Source organism: Corallococcus silvisoli (assembly GCF_009909145.1).
GTDB lineage: Bacteria > Myxococcota > Myxococcia > Myxococcales > Myxococcaceae > Corallococcus > Corallococcus silvisoli.
Genome location: NZ_JAAAPJ010000001.1, coordinates 1,000,247 through 1,017,728 on the forward strand (window position 1 = coordinate 1,000,247; position 17,482 = coordinate 1,017,728).

Genomic DNA, 17,482 nt, shown 5'->3' on the forward strand with positions numbered 1-17,482 from the left:
GGCCCTTCGGACGAGGCAGGCGCGATGGCGGTGCAGTCGTGGACGGGAATGCTGGAGGGGGTGCTCGCCTGGGCGAAGGCGCTCCCAGAGGGGCTGTCCGCCCAGGTCGCGGTGGACGTGTCCGGACGGCGGGTGCGGCTGGCGCACACGCGGGTGGAGGCGCTGTCGCGCGGCGTCCTGCGCAACGTGAAGGGGCTGGAGCTGCGCTCCTGGGGCACCACTCCCACCGTGTATGACCTGCGCCTCGACGTGCGGGGCTGGAAGCTGCGGGTGGAGACCACCCCCCAGCGCGTGGAGCTGGCCCTGGGGCGCTACACGCTGTGGCTGTCCACGCCGGGGCGGGTGGAGCTGGAGGAGTCGCCCGGCGCGTCGTCGCTGCTGATGGGGGCGCTGCGCACGGGCGCCGGCAGGGCCGCGCTCAAGGCGCTGGCCCAGAAGCTGTTGCCGCCGACGCTGGCCTGGGATGGGCAGGTGCTCCGGGTGGAGGGCCGGCTGCCGAAGGAGGGGGCGCTGGCGGCCCGCCTCTTCGAAGCCTCCGCCCTGCGGATGCGCGCGGAGCACGCGCCCGAGGGGCTGTGGCTGTCCGCGGACGAGTGGCCGGGGCTGCTGGACCTGCTCCAGGCCGCGCTGGGCCCGGACTCGAAGGCGCCGCCCGCGTGAGCTTCTAGCGGCCCTCGCCGTCCCACACGTTGGCGCGCCCCTCCAGGGGGCCCCGCTGCGGGCGGACGATGCAGAAGCGCTGCCCGGTGGGGGACTCCATCACCCACCAGCGCTGCACGTAGGCGATGCGCCGGGCGCCCAGCGCCTCCAGCCGCTCCAGCTCCGCGTCCAGGTCATCCGACTCGATGTCCAGGTGGATGCGGCTCTCGTGCCCCACCTGCTGGATGAGCAGCATCGGTTCGTCGGCGCGGACCTCCAGCTCCCGGTACGTGGGCGAGTCCGGCTCCGCCGGCTTCAGCGCCCGCCCCAGCGCCGCGCTCCAGAACCGCGCGGCGGCGTCGAGATCCTCCACCTTGCAGTCGATGACGAACGTGCTGAGTCGGCTGTGGTGCATGACGGCTCCTGGAAGTGTTGGGCGGTGGGGGGATGCCCGTTGAGGGGGAGCCAGGGATACACCGAAAAGCAGGGGGTGGGTATGGCGGAGTGGAAGGGGAGGGGGCCCGCCTGGGGGCCGGCCCTGGCGCGTTCCGGTGACCGGGGCCACGGGCTTCGCGGGGGCGGAGTCGAGGGCACCAGCGCATGGCCTGGAGAAGGACGCTGTGCGCGGCTGGGCGGCGCGCTCCCTGCCTCCCTCTGAGAAATTGTTACGTGCCCTGCGAGCCTCCCGGATGTTCCGCACCGGACCTGCCTGGGCGCGGCGGGAGCCCCGAAGGGCGGAGGCGTCCCCGGGACGAAACAATCACAGACAGGGGTGTGTGAAATGGATGATTCAATACGTGAAAAAGCAGCCTTCCCGGTCGTTGGTGGTGAGGGGGGTCGCTAGGTTCTGGCACCCCCATTCCAAGGAGTGTCACATGAAGCTGCGCAGCCGCTCCCCCTCACCATCGCCCTCATTCTCGAGCCCCTCGCCGTCCCCTTCGCCGGCCGCGAGCGGCGCTTCGTCGCCCGGCCGTGGCAACCTGAAGCGGGCGCGCGAGGACGATGGGACCGCGCCTTCCCCGGAGCTGGCCAAGCGGCCCCGGCAGGAATCCGAGGGCTCCAGCGTGGAGGGGCGGACCCGGCCCCAGAACGCCTATGACCGGGCCTCGAAGCGGACCCGTGAGAAGACGCGCCTCGAGGAGGACAGCTTCAAGAGCCAGACCTCCAACATGAGCCGCAGGAACAAGACGGAGAACGCGGGCACCTACTCGACGCCCTTCGGCCCGGTGACGGTGGCCAAGGGCAACAACCGCGACCCGGCCAACTTCATCATGACCCGGAAGGACAACTACGACGGCAACGCCGTGGGAAACGAGTACGCGAAGATGGCCAAGGCCCTGGTGCCTCCGGGCACCGACGAGAAGGGCGTCGCGAAGGACCTGCTCAAGGCCTCCAGGAGCAAGGAGGTCTTCCGCGACTTGAAGGAGCATCAAGGGGATGCCTCGAAGCTCCAGCACCACTTCCCGAACATCCAGACCCCGGCCCAGCGCAACGCCGCGAGCAAGTTCCTGACGGCCACCCACCTGTCGGAGGAGCAGCGGGCCGGCGGCAGCGCCAAGAACGCCCGCGCCACGCTGGAGCTCATCAGCACGGGCAAGTCCTCCTTCCAAGAGGGCTTCGGCAAGAAGCAGCCCACGTTCGGCATGGCGGATCGGGCGGACTACTACCGGCACCACTACGACGTGGGCGAGGTGAAGAACGCGAAGAAGACGGACACCACCGCGCCCCACCACAAGGACAAGGTGGAGGGCGCCTACTCCGACAGCAGCGACGGGGAGTAGCCCCTGGGCGTGCGGGGGCGCGTTCCGCGCGAGGTGTGCCCCCGCCACGCCCGCTCGGCTCAGTTGGGAAGCGCGAGCAGCTTGTCGAGCGCCGCGTAGCTCTGGTTGAGGCCCTCCTCCATCCCGGACTGGGCCATCCCCTGGAGGTCCTCGGCGGTGTGGAACAGCGACACGGTGACGAGCTTCGTGCGGCCGTCGCCCAGGTCCTCCAGGGTCATCGTCTCCACCACGACGTGGCCGGGCGCGCCGTCCCACTCGAAGGTCTGCTCGATGCGCTCCGGGGGCTTCACCTCGCGGTAGCGGCCCTCGAAGCCGTGCGTGCCGTCCGGCGTGTGCTCCACGAAGCGCCAGTGCCCACCGCGCTGGATGTCCATGCGCTCGACGACGAGCTTGTTGCCCCGGCCCCACCACTGCGCGACGAGCGCGGGGTCGGTCATCGCCTTCCACACCCGCTCCCGGGGCGCGTTGAAGATGCGCTCGATGCGAAGCTCCCGGTCGGAGGGCTGTGTCACCAGGGCCTTGGGCGAAGTCGCGATTCGGGTCGTCATGGCGTTCCTTTCGTGCGCTCGAGGAAGTCCTCGAGGTGATCCAGGCGCTGCTCCAGCTGGTTCCGGTAGGACGTCAGCCACTTCGTCACGTCCTCCAACCGCCGCGGGCCCAGCCGGCAGTGGCGCACCCGCCCGACCTTCTCCGTCGTGACGAGGCCCGCTTCCTCGAGGACGCGCACGTGCTTCTGCAGCCCGGTGAGCGTCATCGCGAAGTGCTCGGACAGGCTGCCGACGGACGCACCCGCCCCTCCCAGTCGCAACAGGATGGCCCGGCGCGTCGGGTCCGACAGCGCGGCGAAGGAACGGTCGAGCGTGGCTTGAGACTGAACCATTTGGTTCAGTGATAGGCCTTGAAGGACGCGGCGTCAAGTCCCCCTGGTGGGGCGCGCGAGGGGGCTCCCCAGGCAGGGGAGCCAGCGGGGGGCGGCTACTTCCGCGTGCCGCCGTCCGGCTTCGACATGCCGCGGACGAACAGGGAGTCGATGCCGTGGATGCGCAGCGAGACGAAGTCGTCCGCGGTGGCGTTCGTGTAGCCCAGGTCGCGCATCTCCTTGACGAACTCGGGCGTGACGCCGTGGATGCGCATGGCCATGAAGCCCTCCGCGTCCACGTCCTTGAAGCCCAGGCCGCGCATCGCCTTGACGAACTCCGCCGTGACGCCGTGGATGCGCATGGACACGAGGCCGTCCGCGTCCTGGCCCTTGAAGCCCAGGCCGCGCATCTCGCGGATGAAGTCCGGCGTCACGCCGTGGATGCTCATGGACAGCAGCGAGTCCAGGGGAAGGCCCTTGAAGCCCATGGTGGCCAGCGCCTGGATGCGCTCGGGCGTCACGCCGTGGATGCGGGACTGGACGGTCTCGTCCAGGGACAGCTTCGGATAGCCCGCGGCCGCGAGCGCACGGACGTACTCCGGGGTGACCGCGAAGAGGCCCACCTGGATGAGGTCATGCAGGGTGGTGATCTTCTGGCCCAAGGCCGCGAGCCCCTGGATGCGCTGGGGGCCCGCGTCGAGCGCGGCCAGCAGTTGCTGCTCCCGCGCGTTGGGGCGGGCAAGGCCCAGGTCCGCCAGCTTCTTCACGTAGCCTGTGTCGGGGGTGAAGCGCCAGGTGCCCACGCCCTGTCCGTCCGCGAAGCGGCCCTCGAAGTCGAAGGTGCCCGCCTCGCGCACCAGCTTGAACGGGGTGCTGGCGCCGTCCGCGGTGGACAACCCCTGGAAGGCGGTGAACGGCGCGGAGAAGCCCGACTGGGAGCCGGGGTCGTCCTTCGGATGCAACGACAGGTGGAGCTCCTTCTCCCGCACCGCCGCGACCCAGGCGCCGGTGTCGGAGGCGTTGGCGGCGAGGACGGGAAGGGCGAAGAGCACCACCAACGCGGTGAGCCACGGTGAGAGGCGGGACGTCATGACAGCGACTCCTTTTCGGGCAAGGCGCGGCCCGCACGCGCGCTCGGGGAGCAGCGCGCGGTGGGGGCCGCGTGGGAGGGATGGGGGGATTACTTCCGGGGCTTCTGCATGCGGCGGATGAAGTCCGCGTCGATGCCGCTGGTGCGCAGGCGCACCAGGTCATCCACCGTGGAGGGCTTCAGGCCCGCCGCTTCCAGTTCGCGGATGTAGCTGGAGGTGACGCCCACCGCGCGCAGGCCGCTGGCTTCCTCCAGGTCCTGGACACGGAAGCCAGCGGCCTTCAGGTCGTTGAGCCACGCGGCGTCGATGCCCAGCGCCTTCGCGCTCATCAACTCGTCGGCGTCCGCCTTCGCGAAGCCCAGGGCGGCCATCTGGCCCAGCCATTCCGGGGTGATGCCCAGGTGCTTCATGCTCACCAACTGGTCGGCGGGCAGCGCCCGGCCGAAGCGGGCCGCCATGGCCTTCGCGTACTCCGGCGTGATGCCCGCGTGGCGGAACGCGACCAGCGTGTCCACGGTGGGCACGTAGCCCATGGCGGCGATCTGGTCGACCACCTCCGGCGTGACCCCCGCGATCTTCAGCGCGACCAGTTGATCCACCGTGAGGGGGTCCACGCCCACGCGCGTCGTCTCGTCATCGGCCTCCGCGCTCGCCGCCTTCGCGCTGGCTGCCACCTTCGGAGCAGGAGCAGGAGCAGGAGCAGGAGCAGGAGCAGGAGCAGGAGCAGGAGCAGGAGCAGGAGCGGGAGCCGGGCGGGCCACGGGGGCCGGCGCCGCGGCGACGCGTGGGGACATGGCGCCGGCCGGAGTCATCGCGACCGTGGACGGGTGCGTGTTGGCGGCGGGCGCGGGCGGCGCGGCGGGGTCACGCGGGTGGACCGAGCTGGCCATCGCCGGCGGGGTGCGGGCCACGTCGCGGGTGACGGGCTTCCTCTCGGATTCCTTCGAGTTCTGCACGGCGAGCGCGGTGAGCGGCATCGCCAGCGCGAGGCTGCTGGCCAGCGTGACGATGGAGACCCCCGCCGCCCAGCGCGACGAGCACCGCGACTTGGGCGGCACCACCAGCCGCCGTACGCGGTCCTTCAGCGAACCTCCCAGCGCGGACAGCGCGGGGCCCTGCGCCTCCATCCCTTGCAGCCGCAGCGCCGCCAGGGCCGTGAGCGCACGGGCGTAGGGGAGGGCGCCGGGGCCATGCTTCACGGCGAGGTCGTCACAGCAGTTCTCCCGCTCCACGCGGATGACCTGGGACATCCACCACACGGCCGGGTGGTAGAAGAGCAGCGTCTCCACCAGCGTCTGCGCCACGTTCACCACGAAGTCGTGACGGCGGATGTGGGCCAGCTCGTGGGCGAGCACCAGCTCCAGCTCCCGCACGGCCAGCCCGGTGAGCGTGGCGGTGGGGACCAGCACCACCGGCTTCAGCCAGCCCAGCGTGGACGGCACATCCACGTTCGACGACACCAGCAGGCGCACCGGACGCGTGAGGTTCATCCGCCGGGCCAGCGCCTCCAGTCGCTCCTGCCACTCCCACGACGCGTGCACCGCCGCGTCCACCTGCCGGCGCAGCCCCACCCATCCCTTCAAGAGCCGCAGCGACGACGCCGCGACCCCCATCCCCCACGCGAGCACCAGCCAGGGCAGGTGCTCACCCACCTGCTCCAGCATCCCCTCCAGCGGCGGCAGCGACGCCGTCCCCGTCACCGGGGCACGCGCCACCTGCTCCGTGCGCGTGAGGGTCACCGTGGCCGTGGCCGTGAACGGGGTCGCGGTCCGCCGGACGGACACCGTGCGCACCGGCCGGACCTCCTTCGCGCGCGAGGCGTGCCGCAACGCCGTGGCCACCGGCAGCGCCAGCATGATGCCCAGCGCACCGCACGCCAGCGCGTAGCGCAGGTTCGCCGAACGCCGGCCCACCCACCGCAGCGCCAGGGCCAGCGCCGCCGCGACGAGCGCGCCCTGCCACACGAGGTGCAGGAGCGCCCAGCCCACCGACTCCAGGACAAGACCGTTCATCACTCCGCCTCCTGCTCGAGCGAATCCAGCAGCTGGCGCAGCTCCGCCAGCTCCTCCGGGGACGTCTTCTTCGAGGACAGCGCCTGCAGGGCGAGCCGCGCCGGAGAACCGCCGAAGACGCGGTCCACCAGGTCGGTGACCAGCTGCTGCTGCGTGCTCTCCCGGGGGAGCCGGGTGCTGTAGACGTGCGCCCGCTGCGACTCGTCGCGCGTCACCAGCCCCTTCTCCGTCATGATCTGCAGCGTCTTCAGCACGGTGGTGTAGCCGCTCCCGTCCTGAAGCGTCTCGTGGACCTCGCGCACCGTGCGCGCCCCCTGGTCCCACAGCACCCGCAGGATGGCCAGCTCGGCATCCGTGGGGCGCGGCAGCTTTCCTCGGCTCATGGCGTCCTCACTCCTCGGTTCTGACGACGGATTAGTTATACGAACAATTTCGTAGATGTCAACGAAGCCCTTCGTAGTTCAAGCGGGAGGCGCGGCACCGTCCTGATGTGGGGCGATGCACGGGAGACGGGAACCTCCAGGAATCCCGCTTGCGCTCACATGCAGGGTCCGACTACGGGCAGCCGTCGAAGCCGAACTTCCGTGCGCGAGGGCCAGGGCCCCGCGCCCGATGACTCCGAGGCAGCCATGAACTGGAAGCGTTCGCGGTATCCGGCCGGTGCCGTCGTCGCCGTGCTGATGGTGGGCTGTGGGGGCGCTGACTCCCAGGAGGACGCCAGCGCCTTCACCGTGTCCCGGGCGGGCCTGACGGACGCGAACGCGGTGCGCCCGAACGCGGTGGTGGCGCGCTCCGGCGTGCGCGGCGTCCCCGACGACGTGGACCTGCTCAACGACGTGACGGACCCGGTGCAGCCGGACTTCGACGCGACGTACGTGGAGGGCAACGGCTCCAGCAGCTCCGTGGACTTCGCCTACCCGGCCCTCGGCGCGAGCGACGTGCTGGTGACCCAGGTCAACGTGAAGTACTTCATGCGCAACGCCAGCTGCACCGCGCCGCTCATGTGCGGCCAGGGTGGCAGCGTGCTGCTGCGCGGCGACGCGGTCCTCGCGCGGTCGACGGTGACGCACAACCTGCCGGACATGACGCAGGGCTGGTATCTCTTCAACGACACGTACACCCTGTCGCCCGCCGTGCCGCTGTCGCAGCTGCGCACCCGCGTCACGATGACGTGGCCCGGGCGCTCCACCTTCGGCATGCGACTGTCGACCGTGGCGGCGGACTTCCGGTACTAGGAGACTTCATGGCCCGCGAGAAGAAGACCGCATTCGACATCATCCTGTGGGGGGCCACGGGGTTCACCGGCCGCCTGGTGGCGGAGTACCTGGCGCGCACGCAGGACGCGCATGGCGCGAAGTGGGCGCTGGCCGGCCGGGACACGGCGAAGCTGGAGCAGGTCCGCTCGGAGCTGGCGCGGGTGCGGCCCCAGTTCGCGGACCTGCCGGTGGTCCTCGCGGACGCGAAGGACCCGGCGTCGCTGGACGCGCTGGTGGCGCGCACGCGCGTCATCATCACCACCGTGGGGCCCTACGCCCGCTACGGCTCGGAGCTGGTCGCCGCGTGCGTCCGCGCCGGCACGGACTACTGCGACCTGACGGGCGAGGTGCAGTGGATGCGCAAGATGATCGACGCCCACGACTCGCGGGCGCGGGAGACGGGCGCGCGCATCGTGCACACCTGCGGCTTCGACTCCATCCCCTCCGACCTGGGCGCGCTGATGCTCCAGGACTACATGCGGGAGAAGCACGGCGGGCACTGCGACCGCATCCGCTTCCACGTGACGCGCATGCGCGGCGGCTTCAGCGGCGGCACCATCTCCAGCATGCTGGACACCCTGGACGCGGTGAAGGCGGATCCGGCGCTGAAGCGCCTGCTGGCCAGCGCCCACGCGCTGGACCCCGAGCCTGGCCGGGGCACCCCGGAGGAGCGCGACCTGGCCACGGTGAAGAAGAGCCCGGACACGGGCGGGTGGACGGGGCCGTTCGTGATGGCGTCCGTCAACACGCGCGTGGTGCGGCGCTCCAACGCGCTGCTGGGCTTCCCGTGGGGCCGCGACTTCTTCTATTCGGAGGTCTCCGACTTCGGGCCCGGGCCCAAGGGGTTCGCCCTGGCGGCGGGGACCACCGCGGGCCTGGGCGGCTTCATGGCCGCCACCAAGGTGGACGCGGTGCGCGGCCTCCTGGAGAAGCACGTGCTGCCGGCGCCCGGCGAGGGGCCGTCCGCCACGGTGCGCGAGCGCGGCCTCTTCGAGGTGCGGCTGTTCGGCGAGGGGCTGTCCCCCAAGAGCGGCCAGCGCGTGAACGTGGAGGGCCGGGTCGCGGCCCAGGGCGACCCGGGCTACGCGGCGACGGCGCGCATGCTCTCGGAGTCCGCGCTGTGCCTCGCCTTCGGCGCCATCCCCAGGCAGGGCGGCGTCCTCACGCCCGCGTCGGCCATGGGCATGGTGCTGGTGGAGCGCCTGCGCAAGGCGGGGATGACGTTCGAGGCGCACGACCGCGCCGCGTGACGCGCCCCCGCGCGCGTGCCTCAGTCGCGCAGGTAGTGGCAGGTGTAGCCGCCGGGGTTCTTCACCAGGTAGTCCTGGTGGTAGCCCTCGGCGGGGATCCACTCCCCGGCGGCGGAGATCTGCGTGACGACGGGGCGGGCCCACTTGCCGGACGCGTTGACGCGGGCCTTCACCGCCTCGGCCGTCTGGCGCTGCGCGTCCGTCAGGTAGAAGATCGCGGAGCGGTACTGCGTGCCCACGTCATTGCCCTGGCGGTTGAGCGTCGTCGGGTCGTGCATGCGGAAGAACCACTTCTCCAGCAGGCCCTCGTACGTGAGCAGCTTCGGGTTGAAGACGACGCGCACCGCCTCCGCGTGGCCCGTCTCCCCGGTGTGCACGTCCTCGTAGGTGGCGCCGCGCTTCGCGCCGCCCGTGTAGCCCACCTCCGTGTCGATGACGCCGGGGATCTTGCGCAGGATGTCCTCCATGCCCCAGAAGCACCCGCCCGCCAGGTACGCCGTCTCCCGGGGGGCCTCCGTCGGCGCGGCGGCCTTCGCCAGCACGGCGGCGCCCGCCGCGGGGACGAGCGCGCCCGTCGAGTCGCCGGGCGCCTTGCGCCCGAAGGAGGGCAGCCACGCCCCGTAGCCCTGCGCGGCCAGCTCGTTCACGGGGATGAAGCGCAGCGACGCGGAGTTGATGCAGTAGCGCAGGCCGGTGGGCTTGGGGCCGTCCTCGAAGACGTGGCCCAGGTGGGAGTCGCCGTCCTTGGAGCGGACCTCCACGCGCTCCATGCCCAGGCTGTCGTCGCGCTTCTCCACCACGTGGTCCTTGTCCAGCGGGCGGGTGAAGCTGGGCCAGCCCGTGCCGGACTCGAACTTGTCGCGCGAGGAGAAGAGCGGCTCGCCGCTGACCACGTCGACGTAGAGCCCCTCCTCGTGGTTGTTCCAGTAGGCGTTGCGGAAGGGCGGTTCGGTGCCCCCCTTCTGGGTCACCTGGTAGGCGGTGGGCGACAGGGTGCGCTTCAGCTCCGCGTCGGAGGGCTTCGGGTACTCGCGGCCGTCCCGCACCGGAGCGGACTGCGTGACGGCGGCCTTCGTGTCGGGCGGCGCCCCGCGCGCCTCGGTGCACGCGCTCAGCGCCGCGGCCAGCGCCAGCGCGACGGGCCACAGCCGGCGCGGCGACGGCGCGGCGCGGCGGATGCGAGGGGATGCGGTTCGGGCGGACGTCATGGGACGCGAAGCCTCCGGACGCGCCCGGTGCGGGCGCTCCTTCCTGGTACGCGGGACCCCAGCGGACGGTTTCAGCGATTGTGGGCGGACGGCCGGGCGGGCCATGCCGTGGCCTCCCGGAGGCCCGGGCAGTGGCCGGGGAGCCCCGTCGGCGCTACGGTGTCAGGGCCGGGAGGGTGCGCGCATGGGCCATGGACGCGGACCGCGAGGTCCCATCGGACGGGTGACGGGCATCTCCCGGGCGGAGGGGGCCAACGTCATCCTTCGGGTCCGGGCCCTCCAGGGCGTGGAAGGCGCGGCGCCCGTGTCCGCCCGGAACACCCCCCAGCGCTCCTTCGCGGAGGTGATGGAGCGCCACGCCCAGGGGCTGAACTCCGCGGAGCCCCTGCCGTCGCCCGTGGCCCCCAAGCCCCTGCCTCCACCCGTGCGCGGCCACGAGGACGCGGAGCTGATGACCACGGAGCCCGCGCCCGACACCTTCGTCGGGCTGATGTGGTCGAAGCTGAAGCGCCCTCGCTGAACGCCCGCGCCGCTAATCGCACTTGCCCGCGAGCCCCGTCGGGGAGCCGCAGCCCGGGTCCAGGGTGTCGAGCGTGGACCGGGGCGCGCGCATGGCCGTCGTGGTGGTGGCGCCCAGCAGCACGGAGACGCCGTGGGCCCTCGCGTCCGGCGTGACGACGTCTGGCTTCAGGTCCCCGTTGAGGCGCCCCACCGCGACCGCGTAGGGCCCGGCTCCCGTGGACAGCAGCGTGTCCTCGCCGAAGGTGCCGTTGCCCATGCCGGGCAGCAGGGACACCGTGTCCTCGCCGAAGTTCGCGGTGACCAGGTCCAGCTTCCCGTCGCCGTTGAAGTCCCCGGGCGCGACGAAGTACGGCCCGCCCCGCACCTTGAAGTCCGAGCGCGCTGGGAACGCGCCGGTGCCCGTGCCGCGCAGCACGGACACGCTCCGGCCCAGGAAGTTCGCGGTGACCAGGTCCAGGTGCCCGTCGCCGTCCACGTCCGCCGCCACGACCGAATAGGGCGCGTTGTCCGTCGCGAAGTCCGCGTGCGGGCGGAACGTCCCGTCGCCCACGCCGAGCAGCACCGACACCGTGTCCACGAAGTTCGCGGTGGCCAGGTCCAGCTTCCCGTCGTGGTTGAAGTCGCCCACCGCCACCGCGAAGGGCGACGTGCCCGTGGTCACGTCCTTGCGCGGCTGGAAGGTGCCGTCCCCCCGGTTCAGCAGCACCGACACGGCGTCGTTGAACGCGCTGGCCGCCACCACGTCCAGCTTCCCATCGCCGTTGAAGTCCCCCACCTCGACCGCGGACGGCTCGCCGCCCACGGGCAGGTCGGTCCGCGAAGCGAACGTCCCATCCCCCCGGCCCAGGAGCAGCGACACCGTGCCGCCGAAGTTGCTGGTGACCGCGTCCAGGTGGCTATCGCCGTTGAAGTCCCCCACCGCGACCCCCGTGGGCCGGTCCCCGAGAGGCATGTCCATCCGGGCCGCGAACGTCCCGTCGCCCGAGTTCAGCAGCACGGACACGGTGCTCGCCGTGTGGTTGGCCGTGATGACGTCGAGGCGGCCGTCCGCGTCGAAGTCGCCCAGCGCCACCGCGTGGGGCCCCAGCCCCGTGGGCACGAGCAGCTGCGCCTCCAACAGCGGCCGGGGTGTGTCGCCTGTCAGTCGCGGCAGGGCCATGCCCACGAGCCCCGCCACGCTGAACAGCAGCACGCCCGCATGGGCCATTCCGTGGTGTCGCATGTCCGCCCCCCTGGCGGCCTTTGAACCTGCAAGGCCGTACGAACGCGGTTTCCTTGATATCCCCGCGCGAAGGCCAAGAGGTAAGAAGGCGCGCCGTGGGGGACCATGCGCCTGGGGGGAGGGGTGGGGGCGCGCGGGTGACAGCGGGCGGCCCCGGGGGACGGCTTGCGCGCGGGGTAGGCTGCGCGGTGCCCATGCGCCCCCCGTCCTTGCTCCCGCCGTCCCCGTCGCGCCAGGCGCTGGTGGTCACCACGTCGGACCGGGTGGACGTGGCGCTCGCACAGCGTGCGCGGAGCGCGGCGGAGGAAGTGGGTGTTCCGTATGTGGAGCGCCACCACAAGCTCCCCTTGAAGAAGCTGCTCACCGACATGGCGGATGCGCTGGTCGTCTTTGAGTCCACGGCGGTGTCGCTGGTGGACGCGGAGGGCACGCTGCGCTTCTCCCCCGGGCTGGCGCACCTGCGCGTGAAGCAGCTGGACGCGGGGGTGGAGGAGGACATGCTCCTGCGCATCGCGGGGCTGCGCGACGGGGAGCACGTGCTGGACTGCACCCTGGGGTTGGGCGCGGATGCGCAGGTGGCGGCGCGGCTGGTGGGGCCCTCGGGCCGCGTCACCGCGTTGGAGAAGCGCCCGGCGCTCTACCTGCTGGTGCGCCACGGGCTCTTGGGCCTGCCGCGCCACCCGGCCTCCTGCGCGGTGGAGGTGGTGCACGCGGACGCGGCGGTGCACCTGCGGGCGGTGCCGGACGGCGCGTTCGACGTGGTGCTCTTCGATCCGATGTTCGAGCGCGAGCGCAAGTCCTCCGCCGCGTTCGAGGCGCTGCGCCGCCACGCGGACCCCGCGCCGCTGACGCGGGAGATGGTGGAGGAGGCCCGGCGCGTGGCTCGCCGGGCCGTGCTGATCAAGGGGTCGCGCTACTCGAGTGACTTCAAGAAGCTGGGCATCACCCCGGAGCCCGCCCGGCCCAACGCCACCGTGCTGTGGGCGAGGCTGCCAGGGCGGGGGGCGTGAGCGTCAGGCGCGCTTGAAGGCGCTCGCGTCCGGCAGGCCGCTGCCGCCCAGGTCCGCGCCCATGGCGGTGAGGATGCCGGAGTAGATGTCCGGCTCGTTGGACGTGAGCTTGCCGGGCTGGGCCTCGCCGGTGCGCGCGTCGAAGCCGTAGGTGAGGGTGGTGTTGGGGTCCACGCCTCCCAGGACGGTGTTGCCCTTCACCATGGGGGACAGGAGCAGGAAGCCGTTGTTGAGGTCGTGCCCGGATCCGAACTCCGTGGCGCCCGAGGGGCGCGGTCGCGTGCGGCCGAACTCCGTGGCCACGTAGAGCATCGTGCGGTCCCACATGGACTCGCCGGTGTCCGCGTCGAAGGGCTCCGCCTTGAGCAGGGTGATGAGCGAGTCCACCGTGGACAGGATGCGCGCCCACATGAAGGCCTGCCCGCCCCGGTGGTCGTTGTGGCTGATGTCGAACGCGAGCGGCGGGTTGGCGATGCCGTTGGGCCCGCCCACCGCGACGTTGAAGTCGGGCCCCAGCGTCACCGACACCGACACCCGGTACTTGAGCAGGAGGAACGCGAGCGCCGCCTGGCCCTGCACGGGGTCGGTGAGGAACGCGGGGAACGCCGCGCGCAGCCGCGCGCCGTCCGGCGAGCTCTCCAGCCCGTACCGCGACAGGGGAATCTGCGGCAGGTCGGGCAGGATGTTGAGCCGGGTGATGAGGTCCATGGCCTCCAGCTTCGGCTGCTGCACGCCGCGCTGTTCATTCCAGCGCCGGAGCGCGGCGCTGTCCTGGAAGGTGCGGCCGAAGACGGACTTCTGGTCCAGCGCGTCCCGCGTGCCGCGCGCCAGGGCGATGACGTCCTTGGATGGCGCGCCCGCGATGCCGCGCGAGCCGTCCAGGCCCAGGGGCCAGAGGGAGGGGTTGACCACGCTCTCCCCGAAGCAGGAGAGGGGCAGGGCGTCGTCGGTGCCGCGCTCGGCGTAGCCGCCGGTGCCCATGTTGACGTTGGGCAGGGGCAGGCCGCTTCCCCACTGGAGCGCGACGGCCTCCTGGAGCGTGCGCCCCCGCCACGCGGCGTTGCCGGTGAGCGAGCGCTTCTGCGCGATGCCGTGGTTCACGGACGTGCCCACGGAGGTGGCCACCAGCATCTCGTGCTGGTGCTTCTTCACGAACGCCAGCTGGTCCGTGTTGACCGGGATGTTGATGCTGCCCAGGCGCGTGTTGCTGTACTTCACGGCGCGGAAGGGGCTGCCCGCCACGGCCTGCACCTGCGCGTCCGGGAAGGTGTTGACCGCGCTCGCGTTGGCGGACTCGGACTGGCGCACCGCGAGGAAGCTGTCCACGATGGACGCGCCCCCTGCCGCCCCGATGACGATGAGGAACTTCGGCTTGCCGTCGAGCGCGTCGCGCTTGTGGCCCAGCTTCTCCAGCGCCTCGGGGGCCTGGAGGGATTCACGGCAGCCGGAGAGCAGGGGGCCCAGGGTGGTGGAGCCCGCGGCGCAGAGCGACAGCGCCCGCAGCAGCTCCCGACGCGACAGCCGGCCGGTGGTCTTGAGGGTCATGGACGGGGTTCCTCAGTAGAAGACGGCTTCGGCGGAAGAGAAGACGGCGAGACAGGAGGCCTGCATCCACGCGACGCCCGGGCGGGCCGCGCCGGTGGCCGCCACGTCGCCGGCCAGCCGCACCAGCGCGTCGCGCTCCTCCTGGGTCGGGTCGCGCAGCCATGCCCGGCGCACCAGGGACGTCATCGCCGTGGCGACGGCGGGGCTCACGGCGTCCACCAGCTTCCCGTCCGCCGTCAGGGCGACGTCCTTGAACACCACCGCGGCGGCTGGCGTGTTCACGTCCAGCGAGACGCGGGCGTTACACGCGGAGAGCACGGTCCGCTCCACGGCGAGGGGCGCGGTGGCGCCCGTCACCGGGGCTGTCTCGTAGACGCTGTGCTGGTAGGGGTCCACGCCGCCCAGCGCCACGCCGTGCACGTTCTGGCAGGGGTAGATGCCCAGCTCGTTGCACACGGAGGCGGCGGGCAGCTCCAGCGCCTGGGCCAGGTCGAGCGACAGGCGCTCGGGCCCCTTGAAGCGCAGGTTCCCCTTCTGGGACTTCGCGACGCCGCCATCGTACGTGGGCGTCACGCCCGGGTTCTCTCCCGGGCCCAGGTCGACGGCGACGGGGAGCGCGTCGGAGCAGCCCGTCAGCAGGAGGCAGGTCAGCAGCAGGCGTTCAGGGCGCACCGTAGGCCTCCGTGCGGATGAGGTCGTGAAGCATCTTCTGCACGCGGTAGCCGTGCGTGGAGCGGAAGGCCTGCCAGGTGTGGACGAACTCCTCGTTCTCTTCCGGGAGGGGCGCGTGGCCGACGAGCAGCTTCCAGTAGTCGGTGACGGTGGAGATGGCGAAGGCGTCGCTGTTGGCGGCCACCCGGGCCCACTCCAGGAGGTTGTTCACCGGCTGGCCCAGGATGACGCCCTTCTCCGGCGTGTTCTTCAGGGTGGCCACGTCGTTGGGGAACAGCAGCTCCAGGCGGTTGGGCAGGTAGCGGTTGGACAGCACGCCGCTGATGCCGTTGTAGTTGCGGTACGGGTACGACAGCGGGTCGAGCGTCGCGTGGCAGGCGGCGCACTGCGGCGCCTGGACGCCCTTGGCGTCGTAGTCACGCGGCTCGCTGGCCACGCTGTGCAGGCCCTCCTGCTTCGCGATGTCCAGGCCGAGGTAGGCGCGGTACATCTGGGACGCGGCGTTGCGCGGCAGCGCGGTGAACATGACGAACGAGGTGAGCGTCCACGCGCTGGTCATGTTGCCGGCGCGGTGCGCGGCATCCACCGTCTGCGAGGGCAGGCTGGGGGTGGAGGTGTACGTGGTGGGGTTCGTCCCCGCGCGCTTCACGTGGAAGGTGGCGGTGAGGACGTCGCGCGCGTCGTGGTCATCCGTCTGGGACCAGGTGAAGAGCGCGTAGTCGTCGTCGTAGTCCGCCAGCGGAATCTGGCCCGCGTCCTCACCGGACTTGATGGAGCCGATGGGGCGGATCTTCGGGTGGGCGACCTTCCAGAGCTGCCCGTGCTTGCCGCGCCAGAAGTCGGACTGGAGGCAGCGGTCCAGCTCCTGGTCGATGAAGGCGCGCTGCGTGTCCGGGTTGCCCAGCTCCACGAACGTGGCCACCTGGACGTAGGTGGGGGACGTGCCGCAGAAGTCGCTCAGCATGCGGCGGTACACGAAGCGCGGGTCGTACTGGCAGACCTTGAACTGGGGGTTCTCCCCGCCGCCGCAGACGCCGCTGGGCGGGACGCTGGTGGCGTCACCGGGCAGCGAGCCCTGCTCGACCTCGAACTGGTTGGGGGCACCGTCCCCATCGGCGTCCGCGGTGGCGATGGCCCGGAGCGCGGCGGGGAGCGCCGCCGCGAAGTCCTCGTCGGACAGGGGGCGGGGCTTGCCGGGGGCCAGGTGGGGCTCCAGCGCGGCGCCGTAGGCGTTCCGCTGGGGCGGCGCCACGTGGCAGTAGGTGCAGGCGGGCTGGGTGCCCTGGCACGCGGGGGCCGTGGGGTACTCGGCGCAGAAGGCCGCGGGGCCCGTGGGCTTCGCCAGGGCTGGGGTCGCCAAGCCCAGCAGCAGCCCGAGCAGCCACCAGCGGCGCGGGGGTTCAGGAAGTGGGGGCACGCGGGCTCCGGAAACGGGGGACGTTCCTTGATGGACACCCCAACCCCGGAATTCAGAAACAGTTTCGGAGATTCGTGCGAAGAGGAGGCGGTCGGACCCTCAGCGCGGCCGTCGTTCCGACACGCGCACCCAGTCCACTTCCATCGTCTGGGGCCCCTGGCGCAGCAGGTCCGCGGTGGCCTGGGGCACGCCGAAGTAGGGCTCCTTCGCCTTGTTGACGCCCTCCGGGTAGCCGCCCCCCACGGCGAAGTTGAGGATGATGAACAGCGGCTTGTCGTAGGCCCACGCGCCGTGGCGCTCCACCTCCTCGCGCGTCGCCGTCTTCACGCGCTCGCCGTCGACGAACCAGTGGATGGCGTCGGGCGAGGTCTCCACGCCGTACTCGTGCCAGTCGCTCACCGGCGTGCGCGGCGTGAAGCGGCCGTTGATGGGCGTGTCGCCGGAGTAGCCCGGGCCGTGCAGCGCGAAGGAGACCCAGTCGCCGTAGCCGACGTTCTCCATGATGTCGAGCTCGCCACACGCGGGCCACCCCGTCGAGTGGATGTCGCTGCCCAGCATCCAGAACGCGGGCCAGAGCCCCACACCCACCGGCAGCTTGATGCGCGCCTCGACGCGGCCGTGGCGGAACTCCCGCTTGCCCGCGCTCTCCACCCGGCCCGACGTGAACGGGTAGCCGTTCGCGGCCTGCATGCGCGCGGTGAGCTTCAGCGTCCCGCCGCTCACCGACACGTTGGCGGGTGACGTCGTGTACTGCTGCTGCTCGTTGTTCACGTGCACGTCGGTGTTGAGGATCCAGTTGCGCTCATCCACCGCGTCGCCGTCGAACTCGTCGCTCCACACCTGGACCCAGCCGCCGCCCGCGTCCGGTGCCGCCGCGTGCTTCGGTGTGCCCGCGCAGGCCGTCAGTCCCGCCGCCAGCGTCCACGCCATCGTCGCCATGCCGCGTCTCGCCGCCATCGCTGTTCCTCGCACGTGTGGGTCGGGGGCTTCGGAAAGGA

At 71.7% G+C, this 17,482-nt stretch carries 18 protein-coding genes; 6 read left to right on the forward strand and 12 right to left on the reverse strand.

Annotated elements, in window-relative coordinates; all coding sequences use genetic code 11:
- Window positions 1-24 precede the first annotated feature (24 nt).
- A complete protein-coding gene (locus GTY96_RS04080) occupies window positions 25-660 on the forward strand; it encodes a hypothetical protein (protein WP_143898684.1) in 636 nt (211 codons plus the stop codon).
- A 4-nt stretch (window positions 661-664) separates the two neighbouring features.
- Here GTY96_RS04080 and GTY96_RS04085 read toward each other — a convergent pair whose 3' ends face one another.
- Window positions 665-1,054 carry a VOC family protein gene (locus GTY96_RS04085; protein WP_143898685.1) on the reverse strand — a complete coding sequence of 130 codons (390 nt, stop codon included), beginning with the start codon at window positions 1,052-1,054 and terminating at the stop codon, window positions 665-667.
- A gap of 460 nt (window positions 1,055-1,514) precedes the next feature.
- On the opposite strand from GTY96_RS04085, the gene GTY96_RS04090 reads away from it, so the two are divergent.
- Window positions 1,515-2,420: a hypothetical protein gene (locus GTY96_RS04090; RefSeq protein ID WP_161663892.1), complete on the forward strand. Its 906-nt coding sequence runs from the start codon at window positions 1,515-1,517 to the stop codon at window positions 2,418-2,420.
- Window positions 2,421-2,479: 59 nt separating this feature from the next.
- Here GTY96_RS04090 and GTY96_RS04095 read toward each other — a convergent pair whose 3' ends face one another.
- The 5 genes from GTY96_RS04095 to GTY96_RS04115 form a co-directional block, all read right to left on the reverse strand.
- Complete coding sequence (locus GTY96_RS04095) at window positions 2,480-2,968, reverse strand: SRPBCC family protein (RefSeq protein WP_143898687.1); 489 nt, start codon at window positions 2,966-2,968, stop codon at window positions 2,480-2,482.
- Window positions 2,965-3,300 (reverse strand): ArsR/SmtB family transcription factor, encoded by a 336-nt coding sequence (locus tag GTY96_RS04100; RefSeq protein WP_161663893.1) that lies wholly within the window; start codon window positions 3,298-3,300, stop codon window positions 2,965-2,967. Before GTY96_RS04100 ends, GTY96_RS04095 begins: the two co-directional genes overlap by 4 nt.
- A 95-nt stretch (window positions 3,301-3,395) precedes the next feature.
- The gene (locus GTY96_RS04105; protein WP_161663894.1) at window positions 3,396-4,370 is read right to left on the reverse strand and encodes a 4-hydroxy-3-methylbut-2-enyl diphosphate reductase; all 975 of its coding nucleotides are present in this window, start codon (window positions 4,368-4,370) and stop codon (window positions 3,396-3,398) included.
- 89 nt (window positions 4,371-4,459) lie between these two features.
- Entirely contained in the window at window positions 4,460-6,382 is a 1,923-nt protein-coding gene (locus tag GTY96_RS04110; protein WP_161663895.1) for a M56 family metallopeptidase, read from the reverse strand.
- On the reverse strand, window positions 6,382-6,765 hold the full coding sequence (locus GTY96_RS04115; protein WP_143898691.1) for a BlaI/MecI/CopY family transcriptional regulator: 384 nt from the start codon (window positions 6,763-6,765) through the stop codon (window positions 6,382-6,384). Before GTY96_RS04115 ends, GTY96_RS04110 begins: the two co-directional genes overlap by 1 nt.
- Window positions 6,766-7,011: 246 nt before the next feature.
- On the opposite strand from GTY96_RS04115, the gene GTY96_RS04120 reads away from it, so the two are divergent.
- Both GTY96_RS04120 and GTY96_RS04125 read left to right on the forward strand, forming a co-directional pair.
- Window positions 7,012-7,617, forward strand: a complete 606-nt coding sequence (locus GTY96_RS04120) for a hypothetical protein (protein ID WP_143898692.1) — start codon at window positions 7,012-7,014, stop codon at window positions 7,615-7,617.
- Between the two features lie 8 nt (window positions 7,618-7,625).
- Window positions 7,626-8,888, forward strand: a complete 1,263-nt coding sequence (locus tag GTY96_RS04125; protein ID WP_143898693.1) for a saccharopine dehydrogenase family protein — start codon at window positions 7,626-7,628, stop codon at window positions 8,886-8,888.
- Between the two features lie 20 nt (window positions 8,889-8,908).
- Here GTY96_RS04125 and GTY96_RS04130 read toward each other — a convergent pair whose 3' ends face one another.
- Window positions 8,909-10,096 (reverse strand): bifunctional methionine sulfoxide reductase B/A protein, encoded by a 1,188-nt coding sequence (locus tag GTY96_RS04130; RefSeq protein ID WP_161663896.1) that lies wholly within the window; start codon window positions 10,094-10,096, stop codon window positions 8,909-8,911.
- Window positions 10,097-10,280: 184 nt separating this feature from the next.
- Here GTY96_RS04130 and GTY96_RS04135 point away from each other — a divergent pair, with 184 nt between their 5' ends.
- Window positions 10,281-10,616, forward strand: a complete 336-nt coding sequence (locus tag GTY96_RS04135) for a hypothetical protein (protein ID WP_161663897.1) — start codon at window positions 10,281-10,283, stop codon at window positions 10,614-10,616.
- A 12-nt stretch (window positions 10,617-10,628) separates the two neighbouring features.
- Here the strand turns inward: GTY96_RS04135 and GTY96_RS04140 are convergent, their stop codons facing one another.
- Window positions 10,629-11,840, reverse strand: a complete 1,212-nt coding sequence (locus GTY96_RS04140) for an FG-GAP repeat domain-containing protein (protein ID WP_161663898.1) — start codon at window positions 11,838-11,840, stop codon at window positions 10,629-10,631.
- 194 nt (window positions 11,841-12,034) lie between these two features.
- On the opposite strand from GTY96_RS04140, the gene GTY96_RS04145 reads away from it, so the two are divergent.
- The gene (locus GTY96_RS04145; protein ID WP_161663899.1) at window positions 12,035-12,850 is read left to right on the forward strand and encodes a class I SAM-dependent methyltransferase; all 816 of its coding nucleotides are present in this window, start codon (window positions 12,035-12,037) and stop codon (window positions 12,848-12,850) included.
- 3 nt (window positions 12,851-12,853) lie between these two features.
- Here GTY96_RS04145 and GTY96_RS04150 read toward each other — a convergent pair whose 3' ends face one another.
- The 4 genes from GTY96_RS04150 to GTY96_RS04165 all read right to left on the reverse strand — a co-directional run bounded on the left by GTY96_RS04150 (window position 12,854) and on the right by GTY96_RS04165 (window position 17,441).
- Window positions 12,854-14,395, reverse strand: a complete 1,542-nt coding sequence (locus GTY96_RS04150; protein WP_161663900.1) for a DUF1501 domain-containing protein — start codon at window positions 14,393-14,395, stop codon at window positions 12,854-12,856.
- 12 nt (window positions 14,396-14,407) lie between these two features.
- The gene (locus tag GTY96_RS04155; RefSeq protein WP_328700761.1) at window positions 14,408-15,067 is read right to left on the reverse strand and encodes a hypothetical protein; all 660 of its coding nucleotides are present in this window, start codon (window positions 15,065-15,067) and stop codon (window positions 14,408-14,410) included.
- A complete protein-coding gene (locus GTY96_RS04160) occupies window positions 15,057-16,484 on the reverse strand; it encodes a hypothetical protein (protein WP_161663901.1) in 1,428 nt (475 codons plus the stop codon). Before GTY96_RS04160 ends, GTY96_RS04155 begins: the two co-directional genes overlap by 11 nt.
- Before the next feature lie 99 nt (window positions 16,485-16,583).
- Window positions 16,584-17,441, reverse strand: coding sequence for a glycoside hydrolase family 16 protein (locus GTY96_RS04165; RefSeq protein WP_143898700.1), 858 nt, complete (start codon window positions 17,439-17,441; stop codon window positions 16,584-16,586).
- Window positions 17,442-17,482: the final 41 nt, after the last annotated feature.

What these genes read in the sequence shown, in the direction of transcription:
- GTY96_RS04140 (WP_161663898.1), bottom strand. Translation starts at nt 11,840, where the DNA reads ATGCGACACCACGGAATGGCCCATGCGGGCGTGCTGCTGTTCAGCGTG.
- GTY96_RS04135 (WP_161663897.1), top strand. Translation starts at nt 10,281, where the DNA reads ATGGGCCATGGACGCGGACCGCGAGGTCCCATCGGACGGGTGACGGGC.
- GTY96_RS04115 (WP_143898691.1), bottom strand. Translation starts at nt 6,765, where the DNA reads ATGAGCCGAGGAAAGCTGCCGCGCCCCACGGATGCCGAGCTGGCCATC.
- GTY96_RS04130 (WP_161663896.1), bottom strand. Translation starts at nt 10,096, where the DNA reads ATGACGTCCGCCCGAACCGCATCCCCTCGCATCCGCCGCGCCGCGCCG.
- GTY96_RS04090 (WP_161663892.1), top strand. Translation starts at nt 1,515, where the DNA reads ATGAAGCTGCGCAGCCGCTCCCCCTCACCATCGCCCTCATTCTCGAGC.
- GTY96_RS04150 (WP_161663900.1), bottom strand. Translation starts at nt 14,395, where the DNA reads ATGACCCTCAAGACCACCGGCCGGCTGTCGCGTCGGGAGCTGCTGCGG.
- GTY96_RS04120 (WP_143898692.1), top strand. Translation starts at nt 7,012, where the DNA reads ATGAACTGGAAGCGTTCGCGGTATCCGGCCGGTGCCGTCGTCGCCGTG.
- GTY96_RS04100 (WP_161663893.1), bottom strand. Translation starts at nt 3,300, where the DNA reads ATGGTTCAGTCTCAAGCCACGCTCGACCGTTCCTTCGCCGCGCTGTCG.
- GTY96_RS04080 (WP_143898684.1), top strand. Translation starts at nt 25, where the DNA reads ATGGCGGTGCAGTCGTGGACGGGAATGCTGGAGGGGGTGCTCGCCTGG.
- GTY96_RS04095 (WP_143898687.1), bottom strand. Translation starts at nt 2,968, where the DNA reads ATGACGACCCGAATCGCGACTTCGCCCAAGGCCCTGGTGACACAGCCC.
- GTY96_RS04165 (WP_143898700.1), bottom strand. Translation starts at nt 17,441, where the DNA reads ATGGCGGCGAGACGCGGCATGGCGACGATGGCGTGGACGCTGGCGGCG.
- GTY96_RS04145 (WP_161663899.1), top strand. Translation starts at nt 12,035, where the DNA reads ATGCGCCCCCCGTCCTTGCTCCCGCCGTCCCCGTCGCGCCAGGCGCTG.
- GTY96_RS04125 (WP_143898693.1), top strand. Translation starts at nt 7,626, where the DNA reads ATGGCCCGCGAGAAGAAGACCGCATTCGACATCATCCTGTGGGGGGCC.
- GTY96_RS04105 (WP_161663894.1), bottom strand. Translation starts at nt 4,370, where the DNA reads ATGACGTCCCGCCTCTCACCGTGGCTCACCGCGTTGGTGGTGCTCTTC.
- GTY96_RS04085 (WP_143898685.1), bottom strand. Translation starts at nt 1,054, where the DNA reads ATGCACCACAGCCGACTCAGCACGTTCGTCATCGACTGCAAGGTGGAG.
- GTY96_RS04110 (WP_161663895.1), bottom strand. Translation starts at nt 6,382, where the DNA reads ATGAACGGTCTTGTCCTGGAGTCGGTGGGCTGGGCGCTCCTGCACCTC.